This is a genomic window from Paracoccus solventivorans, assembly GCF_900142875.1.
GTDB lineage: Bacteria > Pseudomonadota > Alphaproteobacteria > Rhodobacterales > Rhodobacteraceae > Paracoccus > Paracoccus solventivorans.
Window position 1 is genome coordinate 39,337 of sequence record NZ_FRCK01000009.1, and the last position, 25,842, is coordinate 65,178.

The 25,842-nt window shown below is 64.2% G+C and carries 27 protein-coding genes and 1 pseudogene; 16 read left to right on the forward strand and 12 right to left on the reverse strand.

Going from position 1 to position 25,842, the window contains the following annotated elements:
• Window positions 1-10 precede the first annotated feature (10 nt).
• From BUB57_RS12850 to BUB57_RS12885, 9 genes and pseudogenes are all read right to left on the reverse strand, one after another.
• On the reverse strand, window positions 11-421 hold the full coding sequence (locus BUB57_RS12850; protein ID WP_073067656.1) for a hypothetical protein: 411 nt from the start codon (window positions 419-421) through the stop codon (window positions 11-13).
• A 71-nt stretch (window positions 422-492) separates the two neighbouring features.
• Complete coding sequence (locus BUB57_RS12855) at window positions 493-987, reverse strand: hypothetical protein (protein ID WP_073067658.1); 495 nt, start codon at window positions 985-987, stop codon at window positions 493-495.
• 2,196 nt (window positions 988-3,183) lie between these two features.
• Window positions 3,184-3,684 (reverse strand): annotated as a pseudogene (locus BUB57_RS17380) (vWA domain-containing protein); the annotation flags it as partial.
• Window positions 3,585-4,556: a hypothetical protein gene (locus tag BUB57_RS12865; RefSeq protein ID WP_073067662.1), complete on the reverse strand. Its 972-nt coding sequence runs from the start codon at window positions 4,554-4,556 to the stop codon at window positions 3,585-3,587. The pseudogene BUB57_RS17380 and the gene BUB57_RS12865, both read right to left, overlap by 100 nt.
• A 26-nt stretch (window positions 4,557-4,582) precedes the next feature.
• Entirely contained in the window at window positions 4,583-5,107 is a 525-nt protein-coding gene (locus tag BUB57_RS12870) for a hypothetical protein (RefSeq protein WP_073067664.1), read from the reverse strand.
• On the reverse strand, window positions 5,104-5,631 hold the full coding sequence (locus BUB57_RS12875) for a hypothetical protein (protein ID WP_073067666.1): 528 nt from the start codon (window positions 5,629-5,631) through the stop codon (window positions 5,104-5,106). Before BUB57_RS12875 ends, BUB57_RS12870 begins: the two co-directional genes overlap by 4 nt.
• Window positions 5,628-6,107: a hypothetical protein gene (locus BUB57_RS12880; RefSeq protein ID WP_073067668.1), complete on the reverse strand. Its 480-nt coding sequence runs from the start codon at window positions 6,105-6,107 to the stop codon at window positions 5,628-5,630. The genes BUB57_RS12875 and BUB57_RS12880 overlap by 4 nt, the downstream gene beginning before the upstream one ends.
• Window positions 6,108-6,115: 8 nt before the next feature.
• Complete coding sequence (locus BUB57_RS16615; protein ID WP_143159724.1) at window positions 6,116-6,685, reverse strand: hypothetical protein; 570 nt, start codon at window positions 6,683-6,685, stop codon at window positions 6,116-6,118.
• A gap of 1 nt (window position 6,686) precedes the next feature.
• A complete protein-coding gene (locus BUB57_RS12885) occupies window positions 6,687-7,166 on the reverse strand; it encodes a hypothetical protein (RefSeq protein WP_143159725.1) in 480 nt (159 codons plus the stop codon).
• 135 nt (window positions 7,167-7,301) lie between these two features.
• Here BUB57_RS12885 and BUB57_RS12890 point away from each other — a divergent pair, with 135 nt between their 5' ends.
• From BUB57_RS12890 to BUB57_RS12925, 8 genes are all read left to right on the forward strand, one after another.
• Entirely contained in the window at window positions 7,302-7,784 is a 483-nt protein-coding gene (locus tag BUB57_RS12890) for a putative pterin-binding protein (RefSeq protein ID WP_084732134.1), read from the forward strand.
• Entirely contained in the window at window positions 7,781-9,112 is a 1,332-nt protein-coding gene (locus BUB57_RS12895; RefSeq protein WP_073067673.1) for a sensor histidine kinase, read from the forward strand. The genes BUB57_RS12890 and BUB57_RS12895 overlap by 4 nt, the downstream gene beginning before the upstream one ends.
• Window positions 9,109-10,074 (forward strand): response regulator, encoded by a 966-nt coding sequence (locus tag BUB57_RS12900; protein ID WP_073067675.1) that lies wholly within the window; start codon window positions 9,109-9,111, stop codon window positions 10,072-10,074. The genes BUB57_RS12895 and BUB57_RS12900 overlap by 4 nt, the downstream gene beginning before the upstream one ends.
• A 179-nt stretch (window positions 10,075-10,253) precedes the next feature.
• Window positions 10,254-11,075, forward strand: a complete 822-nt coding sequence (locus tag BUB57_RS12905; protein ID WP_073067677.1) for a type IV toxin-antitoxin system AbiEi family antitoxin — start codon at window positions 10,254-10,256, stop codon at window positions 11,073-11,075.
• On the forward strand, window positions 11,065-11,982 hold the full coding sequence (locus BUB57_RS12910; protein ID WP_073067680.1) for a nucleotidyl transferase AbiEii/AbiGii toxin family protein: 918 nt from the start codon (window positions 11,065-11,067) through the stop codon (window positions 11,980-11,982). The genes BUB57_RS12905 and BUB57_RS12910 overlap by 11 nt, the downstream gene beginning before the upstream one ends.
• 643 nt (window positions 11,983-12,625) lie before the next feature.
• A complete protein-coding gene (locus BUB57_RS16325) occupies window positions 12,626-13,654 on the forward strand; it encodes a class I SAM-dependent methyltransferase (protein WP_143159726.1) in 1,029 nt (342 codons plus the stop codon).
• Window positions 13,655-13,922: 268 nt separating this feature from the next.
• The gene (locus BUB57_RS12920; RefSeq protein WP_073067845.1) at window positions 13,923-14,168 is read left to right on the forward strand and encodes a type II toxin-antitoxin system prevent-host-death family antitoxin; all 246 of its coding nucleotides are present in this window, start codon (window positions 13,923-13,925) and stop codon (window positions 14,166-14,168) included.
• Entirely contained in the window at window positions 14,165-14,620 is a 456-nt protein-coding gene (locus BUB57_RS12925; RefSeq protein WP_073067683.1) for a PIN domain-containing protein, read from the forward strand. The genes BUB57_RS12920 and BUB57_RS12925 overlap by 4 nt, the downstream gene beginning before the upstream one ends.
• Window positions 14,621-15,129: 509 nt before the next feature.
• Here the strand turns inward: BUB57_RS12925 and BUB57_RS12935 are convergent.
• Genes BUB57_RS12935 through BUB57_RS12945 form a run of 3 tightly spaced genes read right to left on the reverse strand, consistent with a single transcriptional unit; the run spans window position 15,130 to window position 17,589 of the window.
• A complete protein-coding gene (locus tag BUB57_RS12935) occupies window positions 15,130-16,884 on the reverse strand; it encodes a recombinase family protein (protein WP_084732137.1) in 1,755 nt (584 codons plus the stop codon).
• Between the two features lie 11 nt (window positions 16,885-16,895).
• Window positions 16,896-17,276, reverse strand: a complete 381-nt coding sequence (locus tag BUB57_RS12940) for a helix-turn-helix domain-containing protein (protein WP_073067685.1) — start codon at window positions 17,274-17,276, stop codon at window positions 16,896-16,898.
• On the reverse strand, window positions 17,266-17,589 hold the full coding sequence (locus tag BUB57_RS12945; protein WP_073067687.1) for a type II toxin-antitoxin system HigB family toxin: 324 nt from the start codon (window positions 17,587-17,589) through the stop codon (window positions 17,266-17,268). The genes BUB57_RS12940 and BUB57_RS12945 overlap by 11 nt, the downstream gene beginning before the upstream one ends.
• 207 nt (window positions 17,590-17,796) lie before the next feature.
• Between BUB57_RS12945 and BUB57_RS12950 the strand changes: the two genes are divergently transcribed.
• From BUB57_RS12950 to BUB57_RS12985, 8 genes are all read left to right on the forward strand, one after another.
• Window positions 17,797-19,344: an aldehyde dehydrogenase family protein gene (locus tag BUB57_RS12950; RefSeq protein WP_073067690.1), complete on the forward strand. Its 1,548-nt coding sequence runs from the start codon at window positions 17,797-17,799 to the stop codon at window positions 19,342-19,344.
• 69 nt (window positions 19,345-19,413) lie between these two features.
• Window positions 19,414-20,733 carry an aspartate aminotransferase family protein gene (locus BUB57_RS12955; RefSeq protein ID WP_073067692.1) on the forward strand — a complete coding sequence of 440 codons (1,320 nt, stop codon included), beginning with the start codon at window positions 19,414-19,416 and terminating at the stop codon, window positions 20,731-20,733.
• A 26-nt stretch (window positions 20,734-20,759) separates the two neighbouring features.
• Entirely contained in the window at window positions 20,760-21,938 is a 1,179-nt protein-coding gene (locus BUB57_RS12960; protein ID WP_084732138.1) for an NAD(P)/FAD-dependent oxidoreductase, read from the forward strand.
• Window positions 21,938-22,714 (forward strand): amino acid ABC transporter ATP-binding protein, encoded by a 777-nt coding sequence (locus BUB57_RS12965; protein ID WP_073067696.1) that lies wholly within the window; start codon window positions 21,938-21,940, stop codon window positions 22,712-22,714. The genes BUB57_RS12960 and BUB57_RS12965 overlap by 1 nt, the downstream gene beginning before the upstream one ends.
• The gene (locus BUB57_RS12970; protein ID WP_073067698.1) at window positions 22,714-23,355 is read left to right on the forward strand and encodes an amino acid ABC transporter permease; all 642 of its coding nucleotides are present in this window, start codon (window positions 22,714-22,716) and stop codon (window positions 23,353-23,355) included. The genes BUB57_RS12965 and BUB57_RS12970 overlap by 1 nt, the downstream gene beginning before the upstream one ends.
• Window positions 23,352-24,011, forward strand: coding sequence for an amino acid ABC transporter permease (locus tag BUB57_RS12975; protein WP_073067700.1), 660 nt, complete (start codon window positions 23,352-23,354; stop codon window positions 24,009-24,011). Before BUB57_RS12970 ends, BUB57_RS12975 begins: the two co-directional genes overlap by 4 nt.
• Window positions 24,012-24,037: 26 nt before the next feature.
• Entirely contained in the window at window positions 24,038-24,850 is an 813-nt protein-coding gene (locus BUB57_RS12980) for a substrate-binding periplasmic protein (RefSeq protein WP_073067702.1), read from the forward strand.
• A gap of 160 nt (window positions 24,851-25,010) precedes the next feature.
• Window positions 25,011-25,805 carry an IclR family transcriptional regulator gene (locus BUB57_RS12985; RefSeq protein ID WP_084732139.1) on the forward strand — a complete coding sequence of 265 codons (795 nt, stop codon included), beginning with the start codon at window positions 25,011-25,013 and terminating at the stop codon, window positions 25,803-25,805.
• Window positions 25,806-25,842 lie beyond the last annotated feature (37 nt).

A 25,842-nucleotide genomic window follows, 5' to 3' on the forward strand; every position in this document is an offset into this window, starting at 1 on the left:
CCGTAGCAGGTTAGTGCCCTGCGACTGTGATCTGGCCCTCCACGACATCAAGGACGAGGGGATGGCGCTGTCCCGGCACCCGGTCCGACATCGGATGAGCCACCAGGTGCGCTTCGATCTCTCCGTTGAAACGCAGCGAGCCATCCCCGTCGCGCTCGATATCCAGGATTGTGCGCGTCCCCGTATCGTCAGCGAGCCGTAGAACTGGATTTCCAGCTCCGTCCTCGATCCGCAGTTCGAGGAGGCTTGCCGTTCCCTCGACCATCATCACTAGCAAACGGATCGGGCCGATATCTTTCGGCACCTCCTGCGGATCGGCGAAGATGCGCAGGGAGCCGACATCATCGCTCTCGAAATGGTACTCCGACCGCTCCGCGTCGATGCGCCAGGACGTGGGCGCGCCGTCCAGAAACCCAGTCATGCTCCCGTCTGGTTCCTGAGCGAGGACAGGTGCGGAAAGGCAGATCGCAACTAGGGAAAACGCCGCGGTCCTCACTGCAACTCACCCAATACGGCTTCAAACGTCAGGCTAACACTGAGAGTATCGTCGGGGTCAGGATTACGAAGGGCAATCCGGTCCATACTGGTTAGAACACCTTCCACCTGGCCCGCGATTGCCAGCACATCGCCTTGGTAGGAGGCGCTCGTAATTGTCAGGGAGAGTTCATCGTCCAGGTCCGCACGGTAAACGCGATACGGATCGGTATTGAGAATTGGAACGTCGATTTCTGCGGAAAAGAAGCCACCATCGAGATCGCCGATCCACTCTGCGCCGACGGACAAGCTGCCCAGGCCGCGCTCCCTCAGTGCCGGTGCTCGAAAATAGATTGAAAAGCTTGAAGACGTGAAGTCGGACTGCTCTGTCCAGACCGACAGTTCAATCTCTTCGCCTGCGATCGTCCCGGATGCCGTTCCCCCCGGCTCTGCGGCTACGGCAGGCACGACAAGGGCCAGAAGGCCAAATGCCGTAATGACTGATCTGAGCATGGTTATGAATTCTCCTGATTTTTGTGACGCCCGTCATTCGCCAAGCGTGATGATCGCGCGGCCGAGAACTGCCCTTTCCGTTATGTCCAGATAGCGGATTTCGTAGGTGCCGGGCGCATCCGGCATTTCGATCTCCAGGCTGTCGATCCCGACGGCGCTTGCGAAACTGATCCAGCTGAAATCCGCCTGATCGGCGCGAGCCAGCGCAACACGCCGGTCCTCGCTTTCGCCGCCGCCGGTCCAGCGCACGACGATGGTCTCGCCCGGCCTCGCGGTGGCGGGCACGACGAGCCCGGCACCCTCATCCATCGGCGCATCTGCCGCCAGAACTTCGATCGGCCGGCGCGCCATGACCCGATCGCCATGATCCAGATGGTAACGGACTTCATAGGCGCCTGGCTCCGCCGGGGCGGTGAACGTGCCGCGATCAGCATCGCCGATGCGGCGATAGCCGCTTTGCTCGCCGTCGGGCGTGCCGATTCGAACGATGGCAACGTAATCGCGCGGATGGATGACGCCGCTCCATGATACGGTGATTTCCGTTTCGGCCCGCACCCTGTCGGGTCCGTTGAGCGAGACATCACCCTCGATCACCTCGACGGGCGCACGGGCGAGAACCCGGTCGCCGGCGTCGAGTTGCAGGCGTACCTCGTAAAGCCCCGGTTCGGCCGGCGCACGCAACTCGCCCTCGGCATCGCCTTCCATGCGGTGGTAATCGCCATAGGCTCCGTCATCTGCCCCTGCGGGCACGATGGTGACGTAATCGCGCGGATGCAGGCCCTCGGCCTGCCAGGTGACGGGGAAGGCCGATCCGACGACGACCTGTGCCGGCGCCGATACGGTGACGTCCGCATCGACCACCTCGACGGGTGTGCGGGCGAGAACCCGATCGCCGGTGTCGAGTTGCAGGCGCACCTCATAAAGCCCCGGCTCGACCGGCGCACGCAACTCGCCCTCGGCATCGCCCTCCATGCGGTCGTAATCGCCATACGTTCCGTCATCTGCGCCTGCGGGCACGATGGTGACATAGTCGCGCGGATGCAGGCCCCCGGCCTGCCAGGTGACGGGGAAAGCCGACCCGACGACGACCTGTGCCGGCGCCGATACGGTGACGTCCGCATCGACCACCTCGACGGGTGTGCGGGCGAGAACTCGGTCGCCGGCGTCGAGTTGCAGGCGCACCTCATAAAGCCCCGGCTCGGCTGGCGCACGCAACTCGCCCTCGGCATCGCCTTCCATGCGGTGGTAATCGCCATAGGCTCCGTCTTCCGCCCCCGCGGGGACGATGGTGACGTAATCGCGCGGATGCATGCCCTCGGCCTGCCAGGTGACGGGGAAAGCCGACCCGACGACGACCTGTGCCGGCGCCGATACGGTGACGTCCGCATCGACCACCTCAATGGGTGTGCGAGCGAGAACCCCGTCGCCGGCGTCGAGTTGCAGCCGCACCTCATAGAAGCCGGGTTGGGTCGGGGCGCGCAGTTCGCCCTCGGTCCGGTCCTCAAGCCGATCGTAGTCGCCATAGATCCCGTCCTCTGCATCGGCGGGCACGATTGTGACGTAATCGCGCGGATGCAGGTCCTCGCCTTCCCATGTCACCCTGAACGCGGACCCGACAACGGCCTGCGCCGGAGCGAATACCTGCGCGAGGGGCTGCTCTGGCGCGATAGGCGGGAAGATCGCGTGGACATTGCTTGCGCTGTCCGATGCCAGACTGATTTCGGTCTGCGAGAAGTCGTCCTGAGCCGTCGAATGGACCGTCACGATATAATCGCCGAACGGCAGATCGGCGGTGAGGGGATTTGCGGTGCCCGTCCGCATCATGTTGAATCCGGTGTCCGAGATTTCCCAAATCACCTCGCCGGGCAGAAGGGGAATATCCAATGGCATCGACGGTTGGTCCCAGATAGGTTCGTCGCCGATCTTCCCGCCAGCGAGATTGGCGGTGAAGGTGAAGGTTCCCGAAGGTGGCGCGGCGGTGACTTCACGCAGTGCGTCGGTCAGTTCGCGGGCGTTGTCAGCGGTCAGGAAGCGGCCGCCGGTCTCCTCGGCGATACATTGCATCTGCATCAGCGCCTCAGCCTCGCCCCTGACGTCGAAGCCGATGACGTGGGCGGTGAAGTCCACGCCGGCCGCCTCCAGCGCGCGGGCGGCAGCGCAGGGATCGGGGTTGCAGGTTTCGATGCCGTCCGAGACGAGGATCACGGTTGCCGCCTGTTCGGTATGGCGCAGCGCTTGGGCAGCGGCGATGACAGCATCGGTCATCGGGGTCATGCCGCGCGGGTTCAGTTCGTTAACGATCCGGGCAATCTCGTCGGCGGTGCCCGGCGCCGGCGCAACAACGGTCTCGATATCCGAGCATTGTCCGCGCTCGCGGTGGCCGTAGGTGACGAAGCCGAGATTCTGGTCTGCGGAGAAATCCGACAAGATGTCGGCCACCACCTCACGGGCGATGGTGATCTTGTTCACCCCGTCGATCTGGCCCCACATCGACCCCGAAGCATCCAGCACGAGGATCGTGTTCTGGCGTTCCTGGGCGAGCGTCGGCGCTGCAAGGGATAACGTCAGGGCGGCAAGCCCGGCGGTCACGAGCGGTTTCATGCGGCTTCTCCGTTGTGCGTGGCTCCGAAGCGAGCGCCCGCGCGCTCTTTCAGTTTGCGAAAATGCGAGGACATCTGCTCCAGCCGCGCATCCCATTCCGGGTCGGGCTGCTGGCCGTCGGTCGTTTTGAAATAGACCTGCATCAGGCAGGTGACGGCGAAGGGTTCCAGGAAGGCCGCCTTGACGCTCCATGCGAACAGAAGCGCGAAGACGAAGCCGCCCGCCGACCAGGCACCGGGGATGGCGTAGACCAGTGCGGCAGCCGGGGCGAGCATCACGAGGAAGATCAGAAAGGCGAGGCCGTAGGTAAAAAGCGTCAGCCAGGCGGCGTTGCGCAGCATCACTTTCCAGTTCTGGCCGTAGAGCACCAGCGCCTCACGCGCCGATCCCCAGGCATCCGTTGAGCGGGTGCGGATCGCATGAGCGAGGATCACCTCATCGATGAACCCGACCGCCATGCGTAGGAATGCCTGGACGACGCCCATCAACTGCCGGACATAGGGGATTGGCAGGATCGACAGGATGCCGCGCGCCAGCCCCGTGACGGCGCGAATAACGCCCTTTACCAATTGGTCCAGCGCGAAGAGCAACGACGCCTGGCCGAAGCGTTCTTTCACCACGGTCGTGGCATGGGCGATCTGACCGCGCCCTTCCGGCAGAGGCCTGCCGTCGATCAACTCGACCAAAACCGCGACGTGACCCGCCTTGACGACGTAAAGGATGTACTCGCGCAGCCAATACATTACCGCGCCGGTCACACCGAACCCCGCCATGCCGCCCCAGGCCATAGCGGTCGCGCGGAAATCTTCATCCCCGAAGGCGCCGACGCCCCAGCCGATCACGACGCCGGCGCCGGTCGCAAGGATATAGGCCAGCGTGATCCCGAAATAGACCGCCGCTCGCAAGAGCACGAAAGGCAGCGTCCGCATCATCAGGCTGAACGCCTGTCCGATATTGAAATCCCACAAAGCTCCGGTTTCCTTTCGGGTGTCGATCAGTCTGAGAGGTGACGGCCGGGGGCGGTCGCTTCGTCCCCGAAATGGCGCCGCAGCCAGGCGTTGATGTCATTGGCGACTAGCGCGGGCCCGTCGCCGGACACGCTCCACCGCGACAGCGTGACTCGTGTGGCCGGGCGCGTGTCGCGAAAGACCAGAACCACCTTCGAGGTGCTGCGGTCCTCTCGCGCGGTGTGGCTGCGGTCAAGTTCGGCACTGTCCAGCGCCTCCAGCGGATAGTCCCGCCGGCGTGTGCCGAGGCGCGATGTCCGGGTGATGCTGGCCAGCCCCGTCCCCGCATCCAGCCGGAGCCGCGTGCGCTCGGACAGGGCAATGTATCCCGCGATGAAGGCCCCGTTCAGCCCGACCAGCAGCACCAACGCGGTCAGGAACTCGCCGCCGATCAGATTGGCAAGCCCGATCAGCGTGATCGGCAGGACAGGCAGCATGACGAACCACAGGATGAAGCGCGGTATCCCAAGTTCCAGTTCCAGCAGATCGGGCGTATTCGTCTCGATGCTCATGAGGGGCCCGTTCGTTCGCGGCGGGACAGCCAGCCATTGATGAGGCCCGTCAGATTCGCCACCTCCTCGGGGTCCGGCCGGAACATCGGCACGACGATCTCACGCCGCTCCGGTCCCGATCCGCATATTAGGACCAGCCGGGTCTCATCGTTTCCCGCAGCCGTTCCATATTGCGCGACGCTTTCCACCTTGTGCAGGTCCGCGAGGGCGCATGTCTCTTCGCGTCGCCCGCGCAACGTGGTCACGCGCAGTCGGGCAAGCACGGCATCGCGATCCAGGCGCAACTGTGTCAGTTGCACCACCTCGTGCAGGTAAAGCCAGCCGATCAGGCCCACCATGGCCAGCACGATGATCCCCGTTCCGGTGGCACCATCCACGATTGCCGCGAGGCCCGCCGCGATCGCCACCAGGATCGCCACTGCGGCGATCGCAGCCCGCCGGATCGGACGGTTCTCGATCTCAAGCACGTTGTCGGAATCTTGCGTCACGCGCAGCGGATCAGCCAGAAATTCGGCCAGCGTCATGGGCCGGCACCCAACGACGTGTCGATCCGCCCCTCGACGTCGCGACAGTCGTCAGGGGCATCCCGGCGGCATAGGGTTGCCGAAAAATTGGCCTGGATGCGGCGTTCATCCTCAAGGTCCAGCAGGTCGATCGACATCTGCGGTGACTCGTCCTCGCTTTCCCAGACCGCGCCTGCCAACGCCCCGCGATCGGGCCGTATTTCGATGGTTAGACCGGCGGGCGGCGTATCTCCGGAAGGCTTACCGTGAAAGATCAGGCCGATGGAAATGCTGCCGTCACCAAGCGCATGCAGTTCGATCATGGTCAGCGGACCGATATCGGTGATCTGCACCATCGCCGAGCCATCATCCTGACGCAGCACCTTCCAATTCAATTCTTCACCGTCCAGGTTTGCTCTGATCTCGCCGATGGCCTCCAATGCACCAGCCGGGGTTGCGAAGCTGAGGGCCAGGAGAAGCGGGATAAGCACCTTCATTGTCATTCCTATCGGCTGATCAGTTGTTCACGGACTCCCCGCGCCGAATTGCGCTTTGTTCCCATCGCCTCATTGGCCGAGAAGAAACTGATGATCCCGTCCGAGCGCCGCGCACCGGACCCGAATTGCCATTCGAATTGCGGCGCCGAGGCAATCTGGCAATCCTGAACCAACGCCCATTCGAAGGGCTCTGCGGGAGGCTCGGAACCCGTTGAAGTCAACATATGAAACTGCGGGTCCATTGGTTCGCCACGCACAAAGTCAAAGCGCAGCGGCTTGTTCCCACCTCGAACCGGCACCAGCTCAGTCTGAATGCCGTCCTGACCCATATACAAACGGTTGCGGTTCCGATCATAGATGATCTCGAAAGTGCTCTCCTGAACGCCTATTGCCACACTTGTTCCGATGGCGGATTCGGTCCACGTTCCCGCGATCAGCGGACCTATCTGTCGCAGGTCAAAATTGCCCGCCCGGTGGACGTCAGCATGGCAGACTGGGTTGGGCGGCTCACCGGCCAGTGCTGAAGCTGCCGTAGCGATCAGCAGGGCCGCAGTTCGGGCCAAGGCGCGTCCAGCCATTTCAGTCAAGCTCATCAAGCCGGGTGTCGAAGCTGAAAGTGACAGGCCGGGTTTCGGAAGCGGGGCCGCCGCTGACTTGCCCGGTGAGCGTACCCTTCAAGGCGACGATCCCGTCGCCCGGCGTGAACTCGTCCAGTGTCAGTGTCAGGCTGTCCTGATCGCCGCTCCAGTTCCGTCCCATGTCGCGAGCAAAGGTGATCGTCAACGCCACCTCGCTTGGGGCGGGCAATTCGCCGTTGATCACCAGTTCCAGATTGACCGGTCCCAGATCGCCCTCCATCTGTGCGGCAAGGAGTGAGACATCGGCGTAGTTGCCGATGACTGTCGCGCCGGACAACTCAGGGGCAACGGTCAGTTCCAGCGGTTGATCGCCGAAACTGCCGGTAACCAGCCCACCCGGTTCGTCGGCCAGCGCCGGCAGCGCCAGCAGGGCGATCAGAAGGGGGGCGCCTGCCCGGTACATGGTCGAGAAAATGGACAAGTGCCGTTCCTCCTGTTGTTTAATCCCGAGTATATCTTTGCTCATGACTGGCGGCCCCGTTCGTTTGAACGGGGAACGTGCGGTCTTTTGTGCTAAAGTTGCACAGGAACCGGGTTTTTACGTCAGGTTGTGGTGATGAACTTGCGGCATCGCATCGCTCGAACCGCGCTGATCGCAGCGCTTTTGCTCAGCTCCGTGCCGGCGGCCGCCGAGAACGTTCTGCTGACCCTGACCGGGGCGGTCACGGATGGCAGGGTGGAGCTGACGCGCGCGGATTTCGATGCGATGGACTGGCATGAGTTTGCCACATCGACCAGCGTCACAGATCACCAGCCAGAGTTTCGCGGCGTGCTGATGCGCGACATCCTTGCCCACGCCGGGGCCGAGGGCAGCCAAGTGCGCGCCGCGGCATTGAACGATTATGTCGTCGATATCCCCATTGAGGATTTTTACCAGTTTGACGTTCTGGCCGCGCTTTACATGGATGGTGTACCTTTGACCCCGCGCGACAAGGGCCCGGTCTGGATCGTCTACCCGCGCGACGATCATGGGGTTCTGGCCGATATCCGCTATGACATGCGATGGGTCTGGCAGCTTGTCGCGCTGCATGTGCAATGACCACCCGCCAAGAGTGGATACGATATCTGGGGCTGGGCGGTCTGGTTCTGGTCTGCCTGGGCCTTCTGGGTCTGGCTGCGTGGCAGCTAGTTCAGTTGGAACGTCAGATGCGGATCGGTGCGAGCGAAAACATGATCTGGGTCTTTGGCCAGGCACAGATCGAGGCTTTGAATCTCGCGCTCACGCTTTCTGACGAGGCGGCGGCGCAACAGATTCAGACCCGTTTTGACGTCTTGCTTTCCCGGCTGACGCTGCTGGAAGAGGGTCCACAACGCCGCTTTCTCGAAGATGCGGGGGTTTCCGAAACGCTTGCTGATTGGCGCAGCGGCCTTCTGGCGCTTGACCCCGCGCAGGGGGCCGATATGGCCGCGCTGCGGGCGCATGTCACGGCGCTGGTCGCGGCGCTGCGGGGCAAGGCCAGTCTGGTAATGTCCCACGAATGGCAGATTCAGGCTGAGCGGCTGGACCGTCTGGGACATCTGCACCGGCTTGCGCTGGTGTCGGTACTGGGAGCTGCATTGGCGGGACTGGGATTGGCCGCGATCCTGATCGATCGCGAAAGGCGGTTGATGAGGGGACGGCTGGATCGCCTCCGGGCTGAAAAGCTGGCCGGCGATCTGGAGCGAGAACGCGAAACCTCCGAAAACCACCGCCGATTCGCCGATCTGATTGCCCATCAACTCCGCACGCCGCTGGCTGTGATCGACAGCGCCATGCACCGCCTGACCCGGCGCGGCGGGCCGGTTTCGCCGGAATTGGTTTCGGAAAAGGCGGCCGTCTCGCGCGAGGCGGTTGCGCGGCTCGTGAAGCTGACGGATACCGCCCTGATGATGTCACGGCTGGAACGTGACGGAGTTCGTCCCCATCTCGGTGCTCATGACCTGCATGATCTGGCGGCCGCGGTCATTGACGACCTGATGGTGGCGCAGGGCCGCAACCCGTCCCGTATCCGGCCGCCGGCGCAGGCAGCGCCGATGGTCGCGCTCTGCGATCCGGCGTTGACCGGCGAAATCCTGTCCAACCTGCTCCGCAATGCGCTTTTGTATTCTCCTCTCGATTGCCGCGTCGATGTCGAGGTGTCGCAATCGCAGACTCACATCGTCTGCCGGATCGAGGACCGGGGGAGAGGCATGTCGCCTGAAGAGATCGCACGCGCCTTCGACAGGTTCCACCGTGGGAGTGGGCACGAAACCCTGCCTGGCTCTGGGCTGGGGCTGACGCTTGCGCGCCATCTTGCCCGGATGCAGGGAGGTGATGTGAACCTGACACAGCGTGCCGGAGGCGGTCTGACCGCCGCGCTTTACCTGCCGAGGGAGGTCTCCGCATGACCGCGCCACTGATCCTGTGCGTGGAGGACGAGCCGTCGCTGCGCGACGATATCGCGTTCGAACTGCACGAGGCCGGCTATGCCGTGGCGGCTGCCGCTGATGCGCGTGAGGCGCTGGCCATTCTGGAAAGCCGGCGCCCCGATCTGATCCTGTGCGACATCCTGATGCCCGGCATGGATGGAAGAGGGTTCATATCCCATTTGCGCAAGACTCACCCCGATCTCGACGACGTGCCCTTCGTCTTCCTGACCGCCCTGTCTTCACGCCAGCAGATGATCGACGGGCGCATTGCTGGGGCCGACGACTATCTGACCAAGCCCATTGACTACGACCTGTTGCGTGCGACCGTAGAATCGCGCCTGAAGCGGATGCAGCGGTTACGCGCAATGCCGGGAGACCGTTCCGGTCTGACCGCGCTCGATCGCCTGGCCATCGGCGTGGTGCTGCTCGACGCCAATGGCGGAGTGGTCCATGCCAATCCTCTCGCCCGGCGCCTGTCGGACGAGGCTGGCATCGTGCTTGGCGGGCGCATCACCACCGGCGGTGAGGATGGCCGGAAACTGACCGCGCTGATCGCTGCGCTGATTTCGGATGAAGGGATGGCTACGGCTGGCCTGCGTCTAGACAGGCGCCAACTCGTGGTCGCAGGGATGTCGCTTCCGGCGCGCGCCCACCATGATGAGGCGGTTGCCATGCTGATACTGAGCGGCGGCGATGGTCAGCCTCCTCTGGACAATACGACTCTTGGCCAGCTGTTCGACTTGACCCCGATGGAAGCCCAGGTCGCGCATTTGCTGGCCGAAGGACTGCGCCGTAGCCAGATAGCGGACCGGTTGACGATCTCGGGCACGACGGTCGCCTTTCATCTGCGAAACATCTTCGCCAAGACCGGCGTACAAAGGCAGGCGGAACTAGTGGCGTTGATTCTGTCTGTTCCGCTGGCGCAGCACTGCGAAATGTAAAGTCTCCGCGTCACCCACCGTCGGTCACGCCGGCTCGCTATGTCTCGGCCTACACAGGATATCGTACGCGCCGAGCTTCCTTTGAGAAACCCCTGACTAGAGTGCTGGGAGCACTGAATTTGGGCATTTCTTAAAGACCCATATAGCGTGTGCTTTGGAAAGGTGCCATTATAGGCGTCATGGTGGCCGAACGAGCACAAAACCTGAAGAAGGTCCTTGATGCAGTGCCCTCCGGGTATCTGGTCGATGCAGCATGGCTTACCGCGCATGGCATCGCCTACGAGACCTTTCGTGACTACGTCAAGCGCGGCTGGCTCGAGCGTCTGACCCGCGGCGTTTTCCGTCGCCCGTCACCGGGCGCTTCTGCGTCGGATACGATCGATTGGAAGATCTGCCTGCTCTCGGTCCAGCAGATCATGCGCTACGATGTCCATGTCGGCGGTATGACCGCGCTCACCCAGCAGGGTCACGGCCACTATCTGCGTCTGGGCGGCAACGCCCCGGTATGGACTTACGGTGAAGCCATACCGAACTGGCTTTCGAAGCTGCCGCTGAATGCGCCGATTGAGACGCGCAACAGGTCCCTCTTTGCCGATCCGCAGCTTGGTCTTCCCGATGACAGCACGGGTGCAGGGCAAACCGTTCCCTGGGACTGGCAACTCAGGATGTCGTCTCCCGAACGGGCGATCATGGAAGCCATGGACGAGTTGCCCGACCACGAGAGCTTCCACAATCTCGACATGGTGTTCGAGAGCCTGACGACGCTGCGCCCGAAGATGCTGGCGGCGCTGCTGCGCAGTTGCAGGAAGATCAAGGTGAAGCGGCTGTTCTTCGTTTTTGCTGATCGCCACGATCATCCCTGGCGCAAACGTCTTGATCCCGCGGAGTTCAACCTCGGCCGTGGCGACCGCGCTCTGGTCAAGGGTGGCAGGATACACCCGCGCTACCGCATCGTGGTGCCGGAGGAGTTTGTAGCGACCGGGGCCGGCGATGGCGCGTGAGGATTATGAAGCCCAGGTCGCGCTGCTCATGCGCTTGCTCCCGCATGTTGCCAAGGAAAAGGTGTTCGCGCTCAAAGGCGGCACGGCAATCAACCTGTTCTACCGTGATCTGCCTCGTCTGTCGGTCGACATCGATCTGACCTATCTGCCGATCAAGGATCGTGGCGAAAGCCTCGCAGAGATCAACGAAGCGATGGACCGCATGGACGCCGCCATCGAAGGCAGCATAGCCGGTGCGAAGACGCAGCGCATCCAGGGTGGGGGAGGGGGTGCCACTCGCGTTCTCGCTCGTCTGGGCGGCGCCGAGATCAAGATCGAGACATCGCCTGTCATGCGCGGCGTCGTGCATGATCCCGAGATGCGTCCGGTGTCAGATGCGGTGGCGGATGAATTTGGTTATGCGGAGATGCAGGTCGTTTCCTTCGAAGACCTGTTCGGCGGCAAGTTGCACGCCGCAGTAGATCGTCAGCATCCGCGTGATCTTTACGACATCAAGCTGCTCTATGAAAATGAAGGTCTGACAGAGGATCTGTTCCGGACCTTCCTGATCTACATCGCCTGCTCATCGCGCCCGGCGCATGAACTGCTGGACCCGAACTTCATCGACCTTGACGAGCCCTATACGAAAGAGTTCGAGGGCATGACGAAGGTGCGTGCCAACCTCGACGACCTTCTCGAAACACGAGAGCGGCTGGTAGCGGATATCCGGTCTCGTCTCGACGAAAAGGTCAGGACGTTTCTCCTGAGGCTGCATGACGGCACGCCTGACTTCGGCGTGATCGAGAGGCTGCGGGCGGCCGACCTGCCTGCGGTTCGTTGGAAGCTGATCAATTTAAGGAAGCTGAAGAGCGATAACCCGGCCAAACATGCGGAGCACCGATTGGCGCTGGAAGCGCTGTTCAGTTAGTCTCCAATACGGCTGTCGCTCCGTTTGGGGACTGACCGGTCTTTGTCAAATGAGAGGCATGGATAGTTCGAAAGCTGGGTTTCCCAAACGGCTCCAATGAGTTACATTAAGCGGCGAGTTTGGGGATCTGGCGTTCGACCAATCGCAAGTATCGTTGGTTGCGCGCCCCCGCAACCAATTCTGTCATAAATCAATAATAACCCAAGTATAACAAGTATTTGAGGTGCCAACTGGCTGGAGTTCGGTCTCGCTGCTCTGACGCGACGGCGGCGCCCCAGATGTCAGATAAGCCGGTCTTCAGGCGTCATGCAGCACCGTCTCGGTGGAACCAAGGCGGCCAGTTCAGTTCGAACTCCAGCGCGCCGAGCACGATCAGCCCCATGCTCGCTGCCTGCGCCGGGCCGGTCAGGTGGCTGCGAGAACAGCCAGCCCAGCAGGGTCGCAGACATTGGGTTCACAGTGCTCAGTGCTGCGATCACCTGACCAACCCTCCGCGGATTGGATGCTGTAAGCCGTCGGCGCTGAACCCGAGATCATAAGGCCTGTCGCCGCCCCCTGAAACCCCGGCGATGCCATCTCGGCTGGTTCGTCGCCCAGCTCCCGCTACCGTGCAGGCCACGACGCGGCAAATGGAACGAAGAACGTGACGTCAGAAGAAATAGAACACGAGATGCACAAGGCGGCGTTCGACCAGAACCATGCCTCGTTTCGCTCCTTGAACCAGCAGATGTGGCAAATCCCTCTGATCTCAATGACGCTGACGGGTGGTTTGTGGTTCGGCGTCTCACGCGTGGAGGATTTCCCGCTCTTTCAGCTCGCGCTCCTCTTTCTGGCGGCTGCGGGAAACGGTGCGCTCTTCGTTATCATTCTGCGGCTCCGCTTTGTCATGGAGCAGCATCTCATCTGGCTGGAAAAGACATACCCAGCAGGCTACGTCTCGGCCAAGGGTACGGATTGGTACAACAAACCGCTCCTTGTGCGCACTTTGTTCCAATCCATGCTATGTCTCGCAGCGGTTCTGAGCTTGATTCTCATGGGTGTCACCGCCTGGACCAGCCGTGAAGAGGTGTTTGGTATCATGTCGCAAGACCCGGCCTTGACGTACTACGAGCAGCACGCGGCCAGCCTTGCTGACGGCTACGAAGCCCTGTCGCTGGAAACCGCGCACCCCGCGCTGCTAACTCTGATCAATGAGCACTTTGCGAACGGGCCGCTGGCAGTTCTTGATGTCGGCGCGGGTACGGGGCGAGATGCCTCCTGGTTTGCGGCGAACGGCCACCGGATCGTGGCCATCGAGCCTTCGGAAGCCATGCAAACCATCGGCAGGCGGCTCCATCCATCGCCCGAGATCGAATGGCGTCAGGACAGCCTGCCAAGGCTGGCCGAAACACGCGCATCAGGCGAGACGTTCGACCTCATCATCCTTAGCGCCGTCTGGATGCACGTCAAACCGGATGACCGACAGCAAGCCCTCGAAACGCTCGCCAGTCTCCTGAAACCTGGCGGTCGGATTTACCTCACTTTGCGGATCGGCCCTTCCGAACCTGCGCGCGGCATTTACCGCGTCTCGGAAGAGGCCCTGCAAGACCAGCTTGCGGAACTTTCTCTGGATGCCGAGAAACTGGATGAGCAGGCAGACTTGCTTGCCTACGACCGGAAGATGGCGAGATAAAAAGGCGCACGGTGCGCCTCGGTCGGGTGGTTGTTTTTGTTCATGTTTCCGGCGCGTTCCGCACCGTGTGATGCTGGCGCGCACCGTGCGGAAAACAGCTACTGCATTGAAGGTGCTCGGGTTTTCGCGCGGTGCCGAATTCTGTCGGCTATAGCATAAGACTACTCCCTCGTCCGAGGTGGTGCTGGCGTGCCGCCACGTTAAACGGGTTGAAAACCGCTGCGCTTGCGATTATAGTAGGTAATATAACTACTACATGGAGGCCATCATGGAAGAGGCAGTCTCGGCTGCGGATGCCAACCGAAAGTTCTCGTTCATCCTGCGCGGGGTGCGCGAAGGGCACAGCTATGTCGTGACTTCGCATGGCCGAGCTGTCGCGCGCATCGTGCCTGCCGACGAGATGACGAATGTCGAGGTCGGTGCGCGTGCGTCGTTGCTCGCTCGCCTTGAGCGGCAACCCGTCAGCAATGTCGGGCGCTGGTCGCGCGACGAGCTTTACGAGGACGAGGCGTGAAGCTCGCGCTCGATACCAATGTTCTCGCCTATGCGGAGGGGGTGAATGGGAGCGAGAAGCGCGATGTCGCGCTCGACCTAGTGCGCCACCTGCCGCAATCGGCGGTGGTGGTGCCGGTTCAGGTGCTGGGAGAGTTGTTCAATGTCCTTGTTCGCAAGGCCGGTCGCACGAAGCCCGAGGCGCGCGAGGCGCTGCTTGGCTGGCGCGACACGTTTCCGGTGGCCGCGACCTCTCCCGAGGTCATGCTTGCTGCCGCCGATCTTGCTGCGGATCATGGGCTCGGCATCTGGGATGCGGTGATCCTGTCCGTGGCGTCGCAATCGGGTTGCCGCCTGCTGCTGTCCGAGGATTTGCATGACGGGTTCACCTGGGGCGGAGTGACGGTTGCCAACCCGTTCCAGCGTCAGCGGCACGCCTTGCTTGACGCGCTGCTGGAGCAACGGAATGTATAGGCGGATCAGTCATGGTGCTCCTCTTCCAGAAGCCGCCTCGATTCGCGCGCTTGGTGCGGCTGATCGTCTTGTGATCCATCCGATTTTTATCCGTTTCCACGCCACGACCGTCTGACGGAATTAATCGTTTGGCGCTGCGAAATCCCTGTCGTTTCATAGCCTTTCCCATCGCAAGAGAGGGAGAGGCATGGAAGAAGACGGCAGGAAATGGCCGGGAAGAGAGAGGCCGGCGAATGACAACCACCCGCCTCACGGGCAGGATGCCAGAGGTGAGGCTGGACGAGTTGGAACGCCAGAAGGTAGAGATCGCCGCCCGCATGGCTGGAGCCCCCGCCGATGTGCCGGATGTTCACCCGAACGTGGCGGCGAACTACAGCCGCAATGTCGCGCGCTTCGCCGAGGCCCTGAACGATCCCGATGGAGGCCGTGAAGCCGCCGAGGCGCTGCGCTCGCTCATCGGCGAGGTCATCGTCACGCCTGGCGAGAAGCGGGGCGAGGTCCATGCCGAACTACGCGGCGAGCTGATGGGTATCCTCGGCATCGCAGCCGCCCAGCCGGAACAGGGGCGAACAGGACTTATGCTGCCAGTGGCCGCACGCCCCCGCAACCACCGATACCGACAAACCCGCCGCTCCAACGGCGGGTTTTTTCGTTTTGGCAGCCTTTCCAATGGCTTGCTGCTCCGTCCATTCGAGGATCGTGCGCAGTTCGCCGTGCAGCGTGGCGTAGAGTTCCCCCCGTTCCGGGCCGGGAGTCAGCACAATCTTCTCGATCGGAACGCGCAAATCCTGCGACGCTTCCTGCCGCTCTTCCGTCCGGTTCAGGGCCTTCGTCAGCGCGACGACCTTCTTGGCGTAGATGGCCGAAGCACTCGGCAGAATGTCCGGCGTGTCCGCCGGCGCATCGGCGAGCAGAGCCGTCAGTTCTTCCCTGCGCGCTTCCAGCCCGGTCATCTTCTCCTTCATCGACGGATGATACATGCCGTCTGCAATGGCCTCGACGATCTGCGCGATCTGCTTCTCGACCTTCACCAGTTCGGCCTTCCAGGAATCGCCGTTCGAGCGGCGTTCCCGGTTCAGCCGGTTTGTTTCCTCCGCATAGGCGCGCATGGCGTCCTCGACGATCTCCGGCGCCATCATCCGGTCCTTCAATCCGGCAAGCACACGCCGCTCCAAATCTTCGCGCGCAATGCCCCGGCTGTTGGAGCAGGAACCCTTGCTGATATGGTTCGAGCAGGCGAAGCGGTCGGCGCCGCGCAGCGAGTAGGGACCGCCGCAGCAGCCGCAGAACACCAGCCCCGACAGCAGCGACTTGGGACGGCGCGCGCCGTTCAGCCGGTTCTTCTTGTGATGCGCGCGCACGGCCTCGGTGACATTGGCGAACTTCTCGGCGATCTCGCCCTGCCGCTCACGCACCGCCTGCCAGAGTTCGTCGTCGACGATCCGCAGATCGGGAACGTCCTTGACGATCCATTCCGATTCCGGGTTCAGGCGCGAGACGCGCCTTCCGGTTGACGGGTTTTTGAGATAGCGCAGCCGGTTCCAGATCAGGCGGCCGATATAGAGTTCGTTGTTCACGAGGCCCGTGCCGCGCTTCACATGGCCGCGAATGGTGGTGTCGCTCCAGAGCCGTCCTTCGGGGCCGGGGACGCCTTCCTCGTTCAATGTGCGGGCAATGGTGCGCGGGCCGATGCCTGCGGCAAACTCGCGGAAGATGCGCCGCACGACATTGGCCTCGGCTGCGTCGATCTCACGGTCGCCCCGGATCGGGTCGCCGCGCGCATCGAGTTGCTTCACGACCTTGTAGCCATAGCAAAGACCGCCGCCCGACTTGCCATTCTCGACGCGGCCACGGATGCCGCGATGCGTCTTGGCCGCAAGGTCTTTGAGGAACAGCGCGTTCATCGTCCCCTTGAGGCCGACATGAAGCTCGCTGATCTCGCCCTCGGCCAGCGTGACGATGGGAACGCCGGCGAACTTTAGATGCTTGAACAGCGTCGCCACATCGGCCTGGTCGCGCGAAATGCGGTCCAGCGCCTCGGCCAGCACCATGTCGAATTGTCCCGCCTGCGCGTCCTGCAAGAGCATCTGGATACCGGGCCGCAGGATCATGCTTGCGCCCGAGATGCCCGCATCCTTGTAGGTGCCGACGATCTTCCACTTCTCGCGCCTGGCCTGCTCGCGGCAGATGCGGAGCTGGTCGTCGATGGACGCCTCGCGCTGGTTGTCGGAGGAATAGCGGGCATAGAGGGCAACGCGGGTCATGGCAGACTCCTTCAGGCAACCTTGCCGAAGCGGCTCGGCCGGATCAGGACCTCGGCCGAAATGCCGAGATGGTCGTGCAACTGCCGGATCATGTCGATGGACAGGCCCCGCTTGCGGTTCAACACATCCGCGACCCGATTGCGCGGGCCGATCATCGGCTCCAGGTCTCTGCGGGTCAGCCCCTGCTGCTCCATGCGAAACCGGATCGCCTCGATCGGGTCCGGCGGGTCCATGGGGTGATGCTTCTCTTCATAGACCTCGATCAGCGTCGCCAGCACGTCGAGCCGGTCGCCTTCCGGCGTCCCGCTCTTCGCGCCCCACAGCCGTTCCACCTCGGCAAGCGCCGCATCGTAATCCGCCTCGGTGCGGATGGGTTTCAACTCAGTCGCCATGTCTGATCTCCGTCACGTCGATCCTGTCATAAGCCTTGTGGGTGCCGATCCACTTGATCCAGACGATAGCCTTCTCGAAATCGACCGCCACCACGAGGCGATAATCGTTGCCCTTGATGTTGAAGACGATGCGCTCGGCACTGACGATGCTGGCCGTCGCATAGAGCCTCTTCACATCCGCTGAACTCTTCCAGTCCGCCTTGCTCACTTCGTCGAACCAGGCGTCGAGTGAGGCTTTAACAGCCGGCTGGTCCTCCTGCCCCGCGAGGCCGTCGACGAACTGCCGCAAGGTGCGGCGGGCAATGATCCTCATAAGTCACCTATATCATGGGACCAAAATGGTCACAAGAAGAATGTGCAAATGCCCCGACGCGGGTGTGGCGGTGGGGCGGTGACCGACCTACCGGGCGCTCCGGCGGTTAACCGCCCACGACGTCCAGCGACACGGTGCAGAAAAGAGTTGACAACACCACGAATATATCGATTTCTGATATAAAGCCCGAAAATCAGGACCAGACAGATGACCGACACATTGCCCCGGGTAACCTACTCCAACATCGGAGCCGACTTCTCCCCGCTGCACGCCTTCCTCGACCGCGAGATCCCGGCATTTCAGAGCGATATGCTGGGCAAGGACTGGGCGACGCCCTTTGCCACCGGCCCGCTTGCCGCGGTGGCCAGCCCCATCGACCCGGCGCTGGAACTGGGCCGCTTCCCGGTGTCGACCGAAGCTGATGTCAAGGCCGCCGTCGCCTCGGCGCGCAAGGGCGCGGCGGTCTGGAACAAGGCCAGCCTCGACGACCGTCTCGCCTTTGCCGCGCGCTGGCAGGCGGCGCTGGACGAGGCGAAATACCGTCTCGGCATCGCTGCGCTGTTCGAGGTCGGCAAGTCGCGGACCGAAGCCATCGGCGAGGCCGAAGAAGCGGTCGACATGCTCGACTATTACCCGGGCGAACTGAAGGCGAACGCCGGCTATCGCCGCGAGATGATCGAAATGGTGCCGGGAGAGACCGCCGTCTCGGTCCAGCGGCCCTATGGCGTCTTCGCCGTGGTGGCGCCCTTCAACTTCCCGGTGGCGCTGTCGGTGGGGATGCTCTGCGGCGCGCTGCTGACCGGCAATGCGGTGGTCTACAAGCCGTCGCCCGAATGCCAGCTGACCGGGCTCTTGCTGGCCGAGACCCTGCGCAAGGCCGGGCTGCCCGAGGGGGTGTTCAACCTGGTGCTTGGCGGGGCCGCGACCGGCGAGGCGCTGACCACCGATCCCGGGATCGACGGCGTGGTCTTCACCGGCTCGCACAAGACCGGCATGTCGATCTTTCGCCACATGGCGGCGCGCCCCTGGATGCGCCCGGTCATTGCCGAGATGGGCGGCAAGAACCCCGCCTATGTCACGAAGAACGCGGACATCGAACGCGCCGCAGCCGGGGTCGCCCGCTCGGCCTATGGTCTTCAGGGGCAGAAATGCTCGGCCTGTTCGGTGGTTTATGTCGACAATGCGGTGAAAGAGCAGTTCATCGAGGCGTTCCGGGCCTTTGCCGCAACGCTGCAGGTCGGCGACCCGCGCGACGCCGCCACCTTCATGGGCCCGCTCTATAACGATGCCGCCGCTGCGCGCTTCACGCAGGCTGTGGCCGAGGCCCGCGCCACCGGCAGGGTCCTGCTGGGCGGCGAGCGGATCGCGGATCTGCCCGGCAATTACTTCGCCCCGACGCTGGTCGAGATGGACGGGCCGTCGCGCCTGACCCGGGAAGAGCTGTTCATGCCCTTCCTCGTCCTACGGGGCGTGGACGGGCTGGAGGCCGCCCTGGCCGAGGGCAACGATGTCTCCTACGGCCTGTCGGCAGGGATCTTCTCGCAGGATCAGGCCGAGATCGACCATTTCCTGACCCATGCCGAGGCGGGGGTGCTTTATGCCAACCGCGCCTCGGGGGCGACCACCGGCGCCTGGCCGGGCGGGCAGCCGTTCTGCGGCTGGAAAGGCACCGGCGTCGGCGGCAAGGGCGGGCTGGGTACCTGGTATCTGCCGCAGTTCATGCACGAACAGAGCCACACGATCATGACCGTCTGAGCGGTCCGCGCCCCCGGGCCTTCCCCGGGGGCGCCCTCTTTTTTCCGACCTCAATCCCCGCGGATCATCATGCCGACCTATCCAGACAGCTTTCCCGCCTCGCGCCGCCTTTTCGAACGCGCCTGCAAGGTGATGCCGGGCGGGAACACCCGGACCACGGTCTTCCTCGACCCGTTCCCGATCTATGCCGTCCGGGGCGAGGGCTGCCGGGTCTGGGACGCCGACGGCCAGGTGTTCTACGACTGCATCAACAATTTCACTGCCATGATCCATGGCTACGGCCAGCCCGAACAGGTGGCCGAGGTTGCGGCGCAGCTGCCGCTTGGCACCGCTTTCGGCGCGCCCACCGAATCCGAGATTGAGCTGGCCGAGCTGCTGATCGGCCGCCTGCCGGCGATGGACCAGATCCGCTTTGCCAATTCCGGCACCGAAGGCGTGATGATGGCGATCAAGGCCGCGCGCGCCTTCACCGGCCGGCCGAAGATCGTCAAGATCGAGGGCGCCTATCACGGCTCTTACGATTTCGCCGAGGTCAGCCTCGACAGCGCGCCGGGGAACTGGGGCGACCTGCCGGCCTCGACCGCCTATGCCAGGGGCACTCCGGCGGGGGTGCTGGCCGATGTGATCGTGGTGCCCTTCAACGATACCGAGGCCCTGCGCGCCGTCTTTGCCCGCGACGGCGAAACCATCGCCGCCGTGCTGATCGACCCGATGCCGAACCGCGCCGGGCTGATCCCCGCGCGCAAGGACTATCTGGAGGCGATGGCGCAGATTGCCCGCGACGCGGGGGCGCTGGTGATCTTCGACGAGGTAATCTCGTTCCGGCTGGGCCATTCCGGCGCGCAGGGCCTGTGGGGCATCCGGCCCGACCTGACCGCGCTCGGCAAGATCATCGGCGGCGGCTTTCCGGTGGGCGCGGTCGCCGGCCGGGCCGAGGTGATGGCGGTGTTCGATCCCACCTCGGGCAAGCCCGCGCTGCCCCATGGCGGCACCTTCACCGCCAATCCGGTGACGATGCGGGCCGGGCTGGCGGCGATGCGTGCGCTGACGCCTGCGGCGTTCACCCATCTCGAGTCGCTGGGGGATTTCCTGCGCGACGGCATCAATGCGGCGCTGGCGCGGCTGTCGCTGCCGGGACGCTGCGTCGGGCTCGGCTCGCTCTTCAAGGTTCATTTCACCGCGCAGCCGATCACCGATTATCGCTCGGTCTATCCCGGCCCGGTCGAAAAGCGCCGCCTTGGCGCCTTCCACCGCGGGCTGCTGGACCGCGGGGTGCTTTCGGCCAGCTACGGGCTGTTCGCGCTTTCGACCCCGATGACCCGAACCGACGCGGCCGAAATCCTTGCGGCCATCGAAGACACGCTCGGCGAGATCGCCCGCGAGGGCTGAGGCGCCGGAACAGGACGGAAAAGAAGATGACAGCGAAACTTCATGCGGCGGTGATCGGCGGCGGCGCGGCCGGCATGGCGACGGCGCTGGAACTGGCTCGCCAGGGCGCAAAGGTGACGGTGCTGGAAGCCGATGCGCTCGGCTCGGGGTCCTCGGGGCGCTCGGTCGGGGTGGTGGGCACCCAGATGACCGATCCGTTCCAGCTGCTGATGCGGCGCTATGGCCAGGCCCGGTTCCGCGAATGGGAAGGGCAGGGCTTCCGCTTCAACCATATCGGCTATCTGCGGCTGGCGCGCACCCCTGCGCAGATGCGCGCGCTGGAAGAATCCCAGCGCATGCAGGAAGAGGCGGGGTTCCGCGCCCGCGTCCTTGCCCCGGAAGAGATGGTGCAGCTGATCCCTCATCTGTCGGTCGAGGGGCTGGCTGGCGGGATCTTCGGGCCGGACGACGGCTTTCTGGATCCCTACGAGCTTTGCACCTTCCTGGGCGCGCGCCTGCGCGAACAGGGCGGCGAGATCCGCCAGTTCTGCAAGGTGACGGGGGTCGCGCGGCGCAGCGGCGGCTACCGGCTGGAGACGACGAAGGGCGGGCTCGACTGCGATGTCGTGGTCAATGCCGCCGGCGCCTGGGCGCCGAAAGTGGCGGCGATGTTCGGGCAGGAGCTTCACATCTTCCCCGAGCGCCACGAGGCCATGGCGATCCTGCTGGATCAGCCGCTCGACTACACGATGCCGATGGTGATGGACCTGATCGACGGCCAGGGCACCGGGCTGAACTTTCGCCACGAAAAGCCGAATGAACTGATTTCCGAGATCCACAAGGTCTCGACCGGCACGTTCTCGGACCCCGACGACTACAACGACCAGTGCATGGACGCATCGCGCGAATATCTGGCGGAGCTGCTGCTGGAACGTTTGCCCGATCTGCCCGGCGCGCGGCTGGGCCGGGGCTGGGCGGGGCTCTATCCGATCACCGCCGACCACAAGCCCTTCGCCGGGCCGGTCGATCCGTCCGAGCCGGGGCTGATCACCGCGGGCGGCGGCGGTGGCTATGGCATCCAGCTTTCCCCGGTGATCGGCATTGCGGCCGCCGACTGGGCGCTGCACGGCGCTGTCGTCTCGGCCCCGGGGCTGGAGGCGCTGCGGCCTTCACCCGACCGGAACCGCCCCGTAAGTGCCGCCGCGAACCACGAGGAGCAGCACTGATGTCCGAAGCGCAAACCCCGGCCGGGCCGCCGGTCGTCTCGCTCAAGAAGATCAACATCCGCTACGGCAACCATCATGCGGTCCGCGATGTCTCGCTGGACATCGCGCGCGGCGAGGTGGTCGCCATGGTCGGGCCCAGCGGGGCGGGCAAGAGCACGCTTCTGCGCGCGATCAACATGCTGGAGACGCCCAGTTCCGGCACGCTTCACGTCGGCGATTTCACCTTTTCGCTCGACCACAGGCTCAGCCAGAAAGAGCTGCTGGCGCTGCGGCGCTCGACCGGGATGGTGTTCCAGCAGTTCAACCTGTTCCCGCACATGACGGTCGAGAAGAACATCTCGCTGCCGCAGATGCGGGTGCTGGGCCGCTCGCGCGCCGAGGCCGACAAGGTGACGGCGCGGCTTCTGGAACGGGTGCATCTGGCCGACAAGGCAAAAGCCTATCCCGCAAGATTGTCGGGCGGCCAGCAGCAGCGCATCGCCATCGCCCGCGCCCTGGCGCTGGACCCCAAGGTCATGCTGTTCGACGAACCGACCTCGGCGCTGGACCCCGAGCTGGGGCTGGATGTGCTGGAGGTGATGCGCGAACTGGCCGCGGACGGCATGACCATGATCGTCGTCACCCACGAGATCGCCTTTGCCGCCGAGGTGGCCGACCGGGTGATCGTCATGGCCGACGGCGAGATCATCGAACAAGGGCCGCCCGATCAGGTGATCCGCAACCCCCAGCTGCCGCGGACGCAGAAGTTCTTCCGCGCCATTCTGGACCGCCACTGATGACCGGGGTCTTCCTTGCCCTGCTGAAGGGGGTTCCGGTCGCGCTGGCGGTGACCGGGCTGGCGTTCCTGATCGGCGCCGTTCTCGGCATCCCTCTGGTGCTGATGCGGCGCGCGCGGTCCTGGCTGCCGCGGCTGATCGCGCGGATCTATATCGACGTGATGCGGGGCATCCCGCCGGTGGTCTGGCTGTTCATCATCTTCTTCGGCCTTGGCAGCGGCATCATCGCGCTCAGCCCGTTCCGGGCGGCGGTGCTGGGCATGGGGCTGATCTCGGCCGCCTATCTGGCCGAAATCTACCGCGGCGGCTTTCTGACCCTGCCGGCGGGGCAGAATGCGGCGGCGGTGGCGCTGGGCCTGACCCGGCTCGACACGTTGCGCTATGTGCTGGCGCCGCAGGTGCTGCGGGTCTCGGTCGCGCCGATGGCGACCTTTCTCGTCAGCCTGCTGAAGGACACCACCGTCGCTTCGACCATCGGCGTGCGCGACGTGATGATGCTGGTGACGCAGCAGGCGCAGGCGGCGGGCGGCGGCTTTGCCCCGTTCATCGCGGCGGCGGTCCTTTACATCCTGCTGTCGATCCCGGTGGCGGTGCTGGCCCGCACGATGGATGCAAGGATGCGCGGGAGGATTGCGGCATGAGCGGGCTTCTGGCGAACTGGGCCGACTGGCTGCCGCAGCTGTGGAAAGGGCTGCTGATCAGCCTGCAACTAACGGGGGCCGCGCTGGCGGCGGGGCTTCCGCTGGGGCTGGCGCTGGCGCTGCTGACCTCGGCGCGCACGCCCTGGCTGAAATGGCCCGCGATCGCGCTGGTCGAGGTGGGCCGCGGCGCGCCCGCGCTGGTGGTCCTGCAGATGGTCTATTACGGCCTGCCCTCGGCGGGGATCAACGTCAGCGCCTTTATCTCGGGCGCGCTGGCGCTGGCGCTGACCACCGGCGCCTATACCAGCGAGATCCTGCGCGCGGGCATCAACGCCGTGCCAAAGGGCGAGGTCGAGGCCGGCCATGCGCTGGGCATGACGCCGGGCGACGTGCTGCGCTTTGTGGTGATCCCGCAGGGGGTGGTCTTCGCGGTTCCGGCGCTGATGGGCTTTGCGATCCTGATCTTCCAGGCCACCGCGCTGACCTTCACCATCGCCATCCCCGAGCTGCTGGCCCGGGCTTACCGGATCGGGGCGGCGACGTACCTCTATCTCGATGTCCTCATTCTGGCCGGCCTCGTCTACCTCGCCATCACCATTCCGTTCGGCTGGCTCGTCAACCGCGCCGCGCGGCGCCTCGGCAGCCATCTCGGCTGAAACCCTATCCAAAGGAGGAGAAGACCATGAACACCGCAAGACTTTCGCTCGCCGCCGTTGCACTGACCCTTTCGGGGGCCGGGCTCGCGCTCGGGCAGGACTGCACCCCGAAGCACAGCTTCACCACCCTGTCCGAGGGCACGCTGACCGTCGCCCTGACCAACACCCCGCCCTATTCGGCCGAGAAGGACGGCGCTATTAGCGGCATCGACGGCGATCTTCTGGCGAAATTCGCCGAAGAGAACTGCCTGAAGATCGCCTACGAGATCTTCACCTATCCGGCCGCGGTCTCGGCGGTGCAGACCGGCCGCGCCGATGTCGCGCTGGGCGGGTTCTACCGCACCGCGGCGCGCGACAAGGTGATCACGCTGTCGACCCCGGTTTATCTGGACCAGCTGGCGGTCGCCTCGAAAGACGGGCTTTCGACCGTCGACCAGCTGATCGGCAAGAAGATCGGCACCGTCGAGGGCTACGACTGGGTGATGGAGATGGAGGACACCATCGACGGCTCGACCACCTATCCCTCGTCGCTGAACCTGGCGCAGGATGTGCAGGCCGGGCGGCTGGATGCCGGGCTGGAGGGTTTCGGCGCCGCGGTCGTGCTGCACGCGGGCACCGACGTGAAGGTCGTCCTGCTCGAGGCCGACCCGCGCATCACCGCCACCACGCTGGCCTCGCAGACGGCGTTCCTGCTGCCCAAGAACAACGAGGAGTTCGTGACTGCGGTCAATGCCTCGATTGAAGACTACCGCAGCGCCGGCGTGATCGGCGAGGTGCTCTCGGCCTATGGCCTTGACCCGTCGGCGGCCGATGTCGGCGAAAGCCGCGTGATCGACTGATCCCCGCCCCCCGGCCCAGACCGGCACGGGGACGAAGAAGGAAGCGGCGCCGGAAGCTCTCCGGGCGCCGCTTCGGCCCCCGCGGGGCGGTCGACGCGGCCAGCTATCAGGTTGCGCGGCGGCTTAGGCTCGGGGTAGACGTGACAGGATTTACCTGAAAATGGCTGGCATTAGCTCGATGGCCGCATCGGAAAACCGCGACACACCGCTCGAGCGGTATATGACGACCCTGGAGCTTCTGGCCCCGCACGCCGACGGGCTGACCCAATCCGAACTGGAACGCGCGCTCGATCTGCCCAAGGCGAGCGTCAACCGGATGGTTCACGTGCTGCTCGACAGCGGGCTGATCGCGCCCAGCCCGGGGCGCGCGCGCGCCTTTCAACTGGGCCCGCGCATTCTGCATCTGCTGCACGGCGCCAACGACACCAGCTGGCTGGAGCGCATCAGCGCCCGGCCCCTGCAACAGCTTGCGGCGGCGACCGAGCAATCGGCCTTCCTCGCCCGGCTCTACGAGACCGAGATCCGTTCGGTGAACTGCGTGGCGCCCGATACCACGGTGCGGCTGCATATCGTTCCCGGCACGGTGATGCCGCCCCATGCCTCGGCCTCGGCCAAGGCGATCCTCAGCTATCTGCCGCCGGAGCTGCGCGACCGCATCCTTGATGCGCACGAGCCCGAAGCCTTCACCTCGCGCACGCTTACCGATCGGACGGAGCTGGTCGAGGATATCGCCCGGGTGCCGGAGCGCGGGTATTCCATCGAATGTGGCGAGCATGTCTACGGACTGGCCTCGGTGGCGCGGCCGATCTTCGGCCCGTCGGGCGAGGTGCGCTATGTGGTCGGCCTGACCGGGCCCGAGAACAGCATCCTCGGCCCGAACAAAGAGCACAACCTGGCGGCGCTGGCCGAGGCCAGCGAAAAGCTGGGCCGGATGCTCACCCTGCCGATGACCTGATCCGGGTCAGCTCGGAGTCCTCCGGTCATGCGCTCCG

Excerpts from the sequence above, each read along its gene's own strand:
- BUB57_RS12850 (WP_073067656.1), bottom strand. The coding sequence starts at position 421 with ATGACTGGGTTTCTGGACGGCGCGCCCACGTCCTGGCGCATCGACGCG.
- BUB57_RS12855 (WP_073067658.1), bottom strand. The coding sequence starts at position 987 with ATGCTCAGATCAGTCATTACGGCATTTGGCCTTCTGGCCCTTGTCGTG.
- BUB57_RS12870 (WP_073067664.1), bottom strand. The coding sequence starts at position 5,107 with ATGAGCATCGAGACGAATACGCCCGATCTGCTGGAACTGGAACTTGGG.
- BUB57_RS12875 (WP_073067666.1), bottom strand. The coding sequence starts at position 5,631 with ATGACGCTGGCCGAATTTCTGGCTGATCCGCTGCGCGTGACGCAAGAT.
- BUB57_RS12880 (WP_073067668.1), bottom strand. The coding sequence starts at position 6,107 with ATGAAGGTGCTTATCCCGCTTCTCCTGGCCCTCAGCTTCGCAACCCCG.
- BUB57_RS16615 (WP_143159724.1), bottom strand. The coding sequence starts at position 6,685 with ATGGCTGGACGCGCCTTGGCCCGAACTGCGGCCCTGCTGATCGCTACG.
- BUB57_RS12890 (WP_084732134.1), top strand. The coding sequence starts at position 7,302 with ATGAACTTGCGGCATCGCATCGCTCGAACCGCGCTGATCGCAGCGCTT.
- BUB57_RS12895 (WP_073067673.1), top strand. The coding sequence starts at position 7,781 with ATGACCACCCGCCAAGAGTGGATACGATATCTGGGGCTGGGCGGTCTG.
- BUB57_RS12900 (WP_073067675.1), top strand. The coding sequence starts at position 9,109 with ATGACCGCGCCACTGATCCTGTGCGTGGAGGACGAGCCGTCGCTGCGC.
- BUB57_RS12905 (WP_073067677.1), top strand. The coding sequence starts at position 10,254 with ATGGTGGCCGAACGAGCACAAAACCTGAAGAAGGTCCTTGATGCAGTG.
- BUB57_RS12910 (WP_073067680.1), top strand. The coding sequence starts at position 11,065 with ATGGCGCGTGAGGATTATGAAGCCCAGGTCGCGCTGCTCATGCGCTTG.
- BUB57_RS12920 (WP_073067845.1), top strand. The coding sequence starts at position 13,923 with ATGGAAGAGGCAGTCTCGGCTGCGGATGCCAACCGAAAGTTCTCGTTC.
- BUB57_RS12935 (WP_084732137.1), bottom strand. The coding sequence starts at position 16,884 with ATGACCCGCGTTGCCCTCTATGCCCGCTATTCCTCCGACAACCAGCGC.
- BUB57_RS12940 (WP_073067685.1), bottom strand. The coding sequence starts at position 17,276 with ATGGCGACTGAGTTGAAACCCATCCGCACCGAGGCGGATTACGATGCG.
- BUB57_RS12945 (WP_073067687.1), bottom strand. The coding sequence starts at position 17,589 with ATGAGGATCATTGCCCGCCGCACCTTGCGGCAGTTCGTCGACGGCCTC.
- BUB57_RS12950 (WP_073067690.1), top strand. The coding sequence starts at position 17,797 with ATGACCGACACATTGCCCCGGGTAACCTACTCCAACATCGGAGCCGAC.
- BUB57_RS12955 (WP_073067692.1), top strand. The coding sequence starts at position 19,414 with ATGCCGACCTATCCAGACAGCTTTCCCGCCTCGCGCCGCCTTTTCGAA.
- BUB57_RS12960 (WP_084732138.1), top strand. The coding sequence starts at position 20,760 with ATGACAGCGAAACTTCATGCGGCGGTGATCGGCGGCGGCGCGGCCGGC.
- BUB57_RS12965 (WP_073067696.1), top strand. The coding sequence starts at position 21,938 with ATGTCCGAAGCGCAAACCCCGGCCGGGCCGCCGGTCGTCTCGCTCAAG.
- BUB57_RS12970 (WP_073067698.1), top strand. The coding sequence starts at position 22,714 with ATGACCGGGGTCTTCCTTGCCCTGCTGAAGGGGGTTCCGGTCGCGCTG.
- BUB57_RS12975 (WP_073067700.1), top strand. The coding sequence starts at position 23,352 with ATGAGCGGGCTTCTGGCGAACTGGGCCGACTGGCTGCCGCAGCTGTGG.
- BUB57_RS12980 (WP_073067702.1), top strand. The coding sequence starts at position 24,038 with ATGAACACCGCAAGACTTTCGCTCGCCGCCGTTGCACTGACCCTTTCG.
- BUB57_RS12985 (WP_084732139.1), top strand. The coding sequence starts at position 25,011 with ATGGCTGGCATTAGCTCGATGGCCGCATCGGAAAACCGCGACACACCG.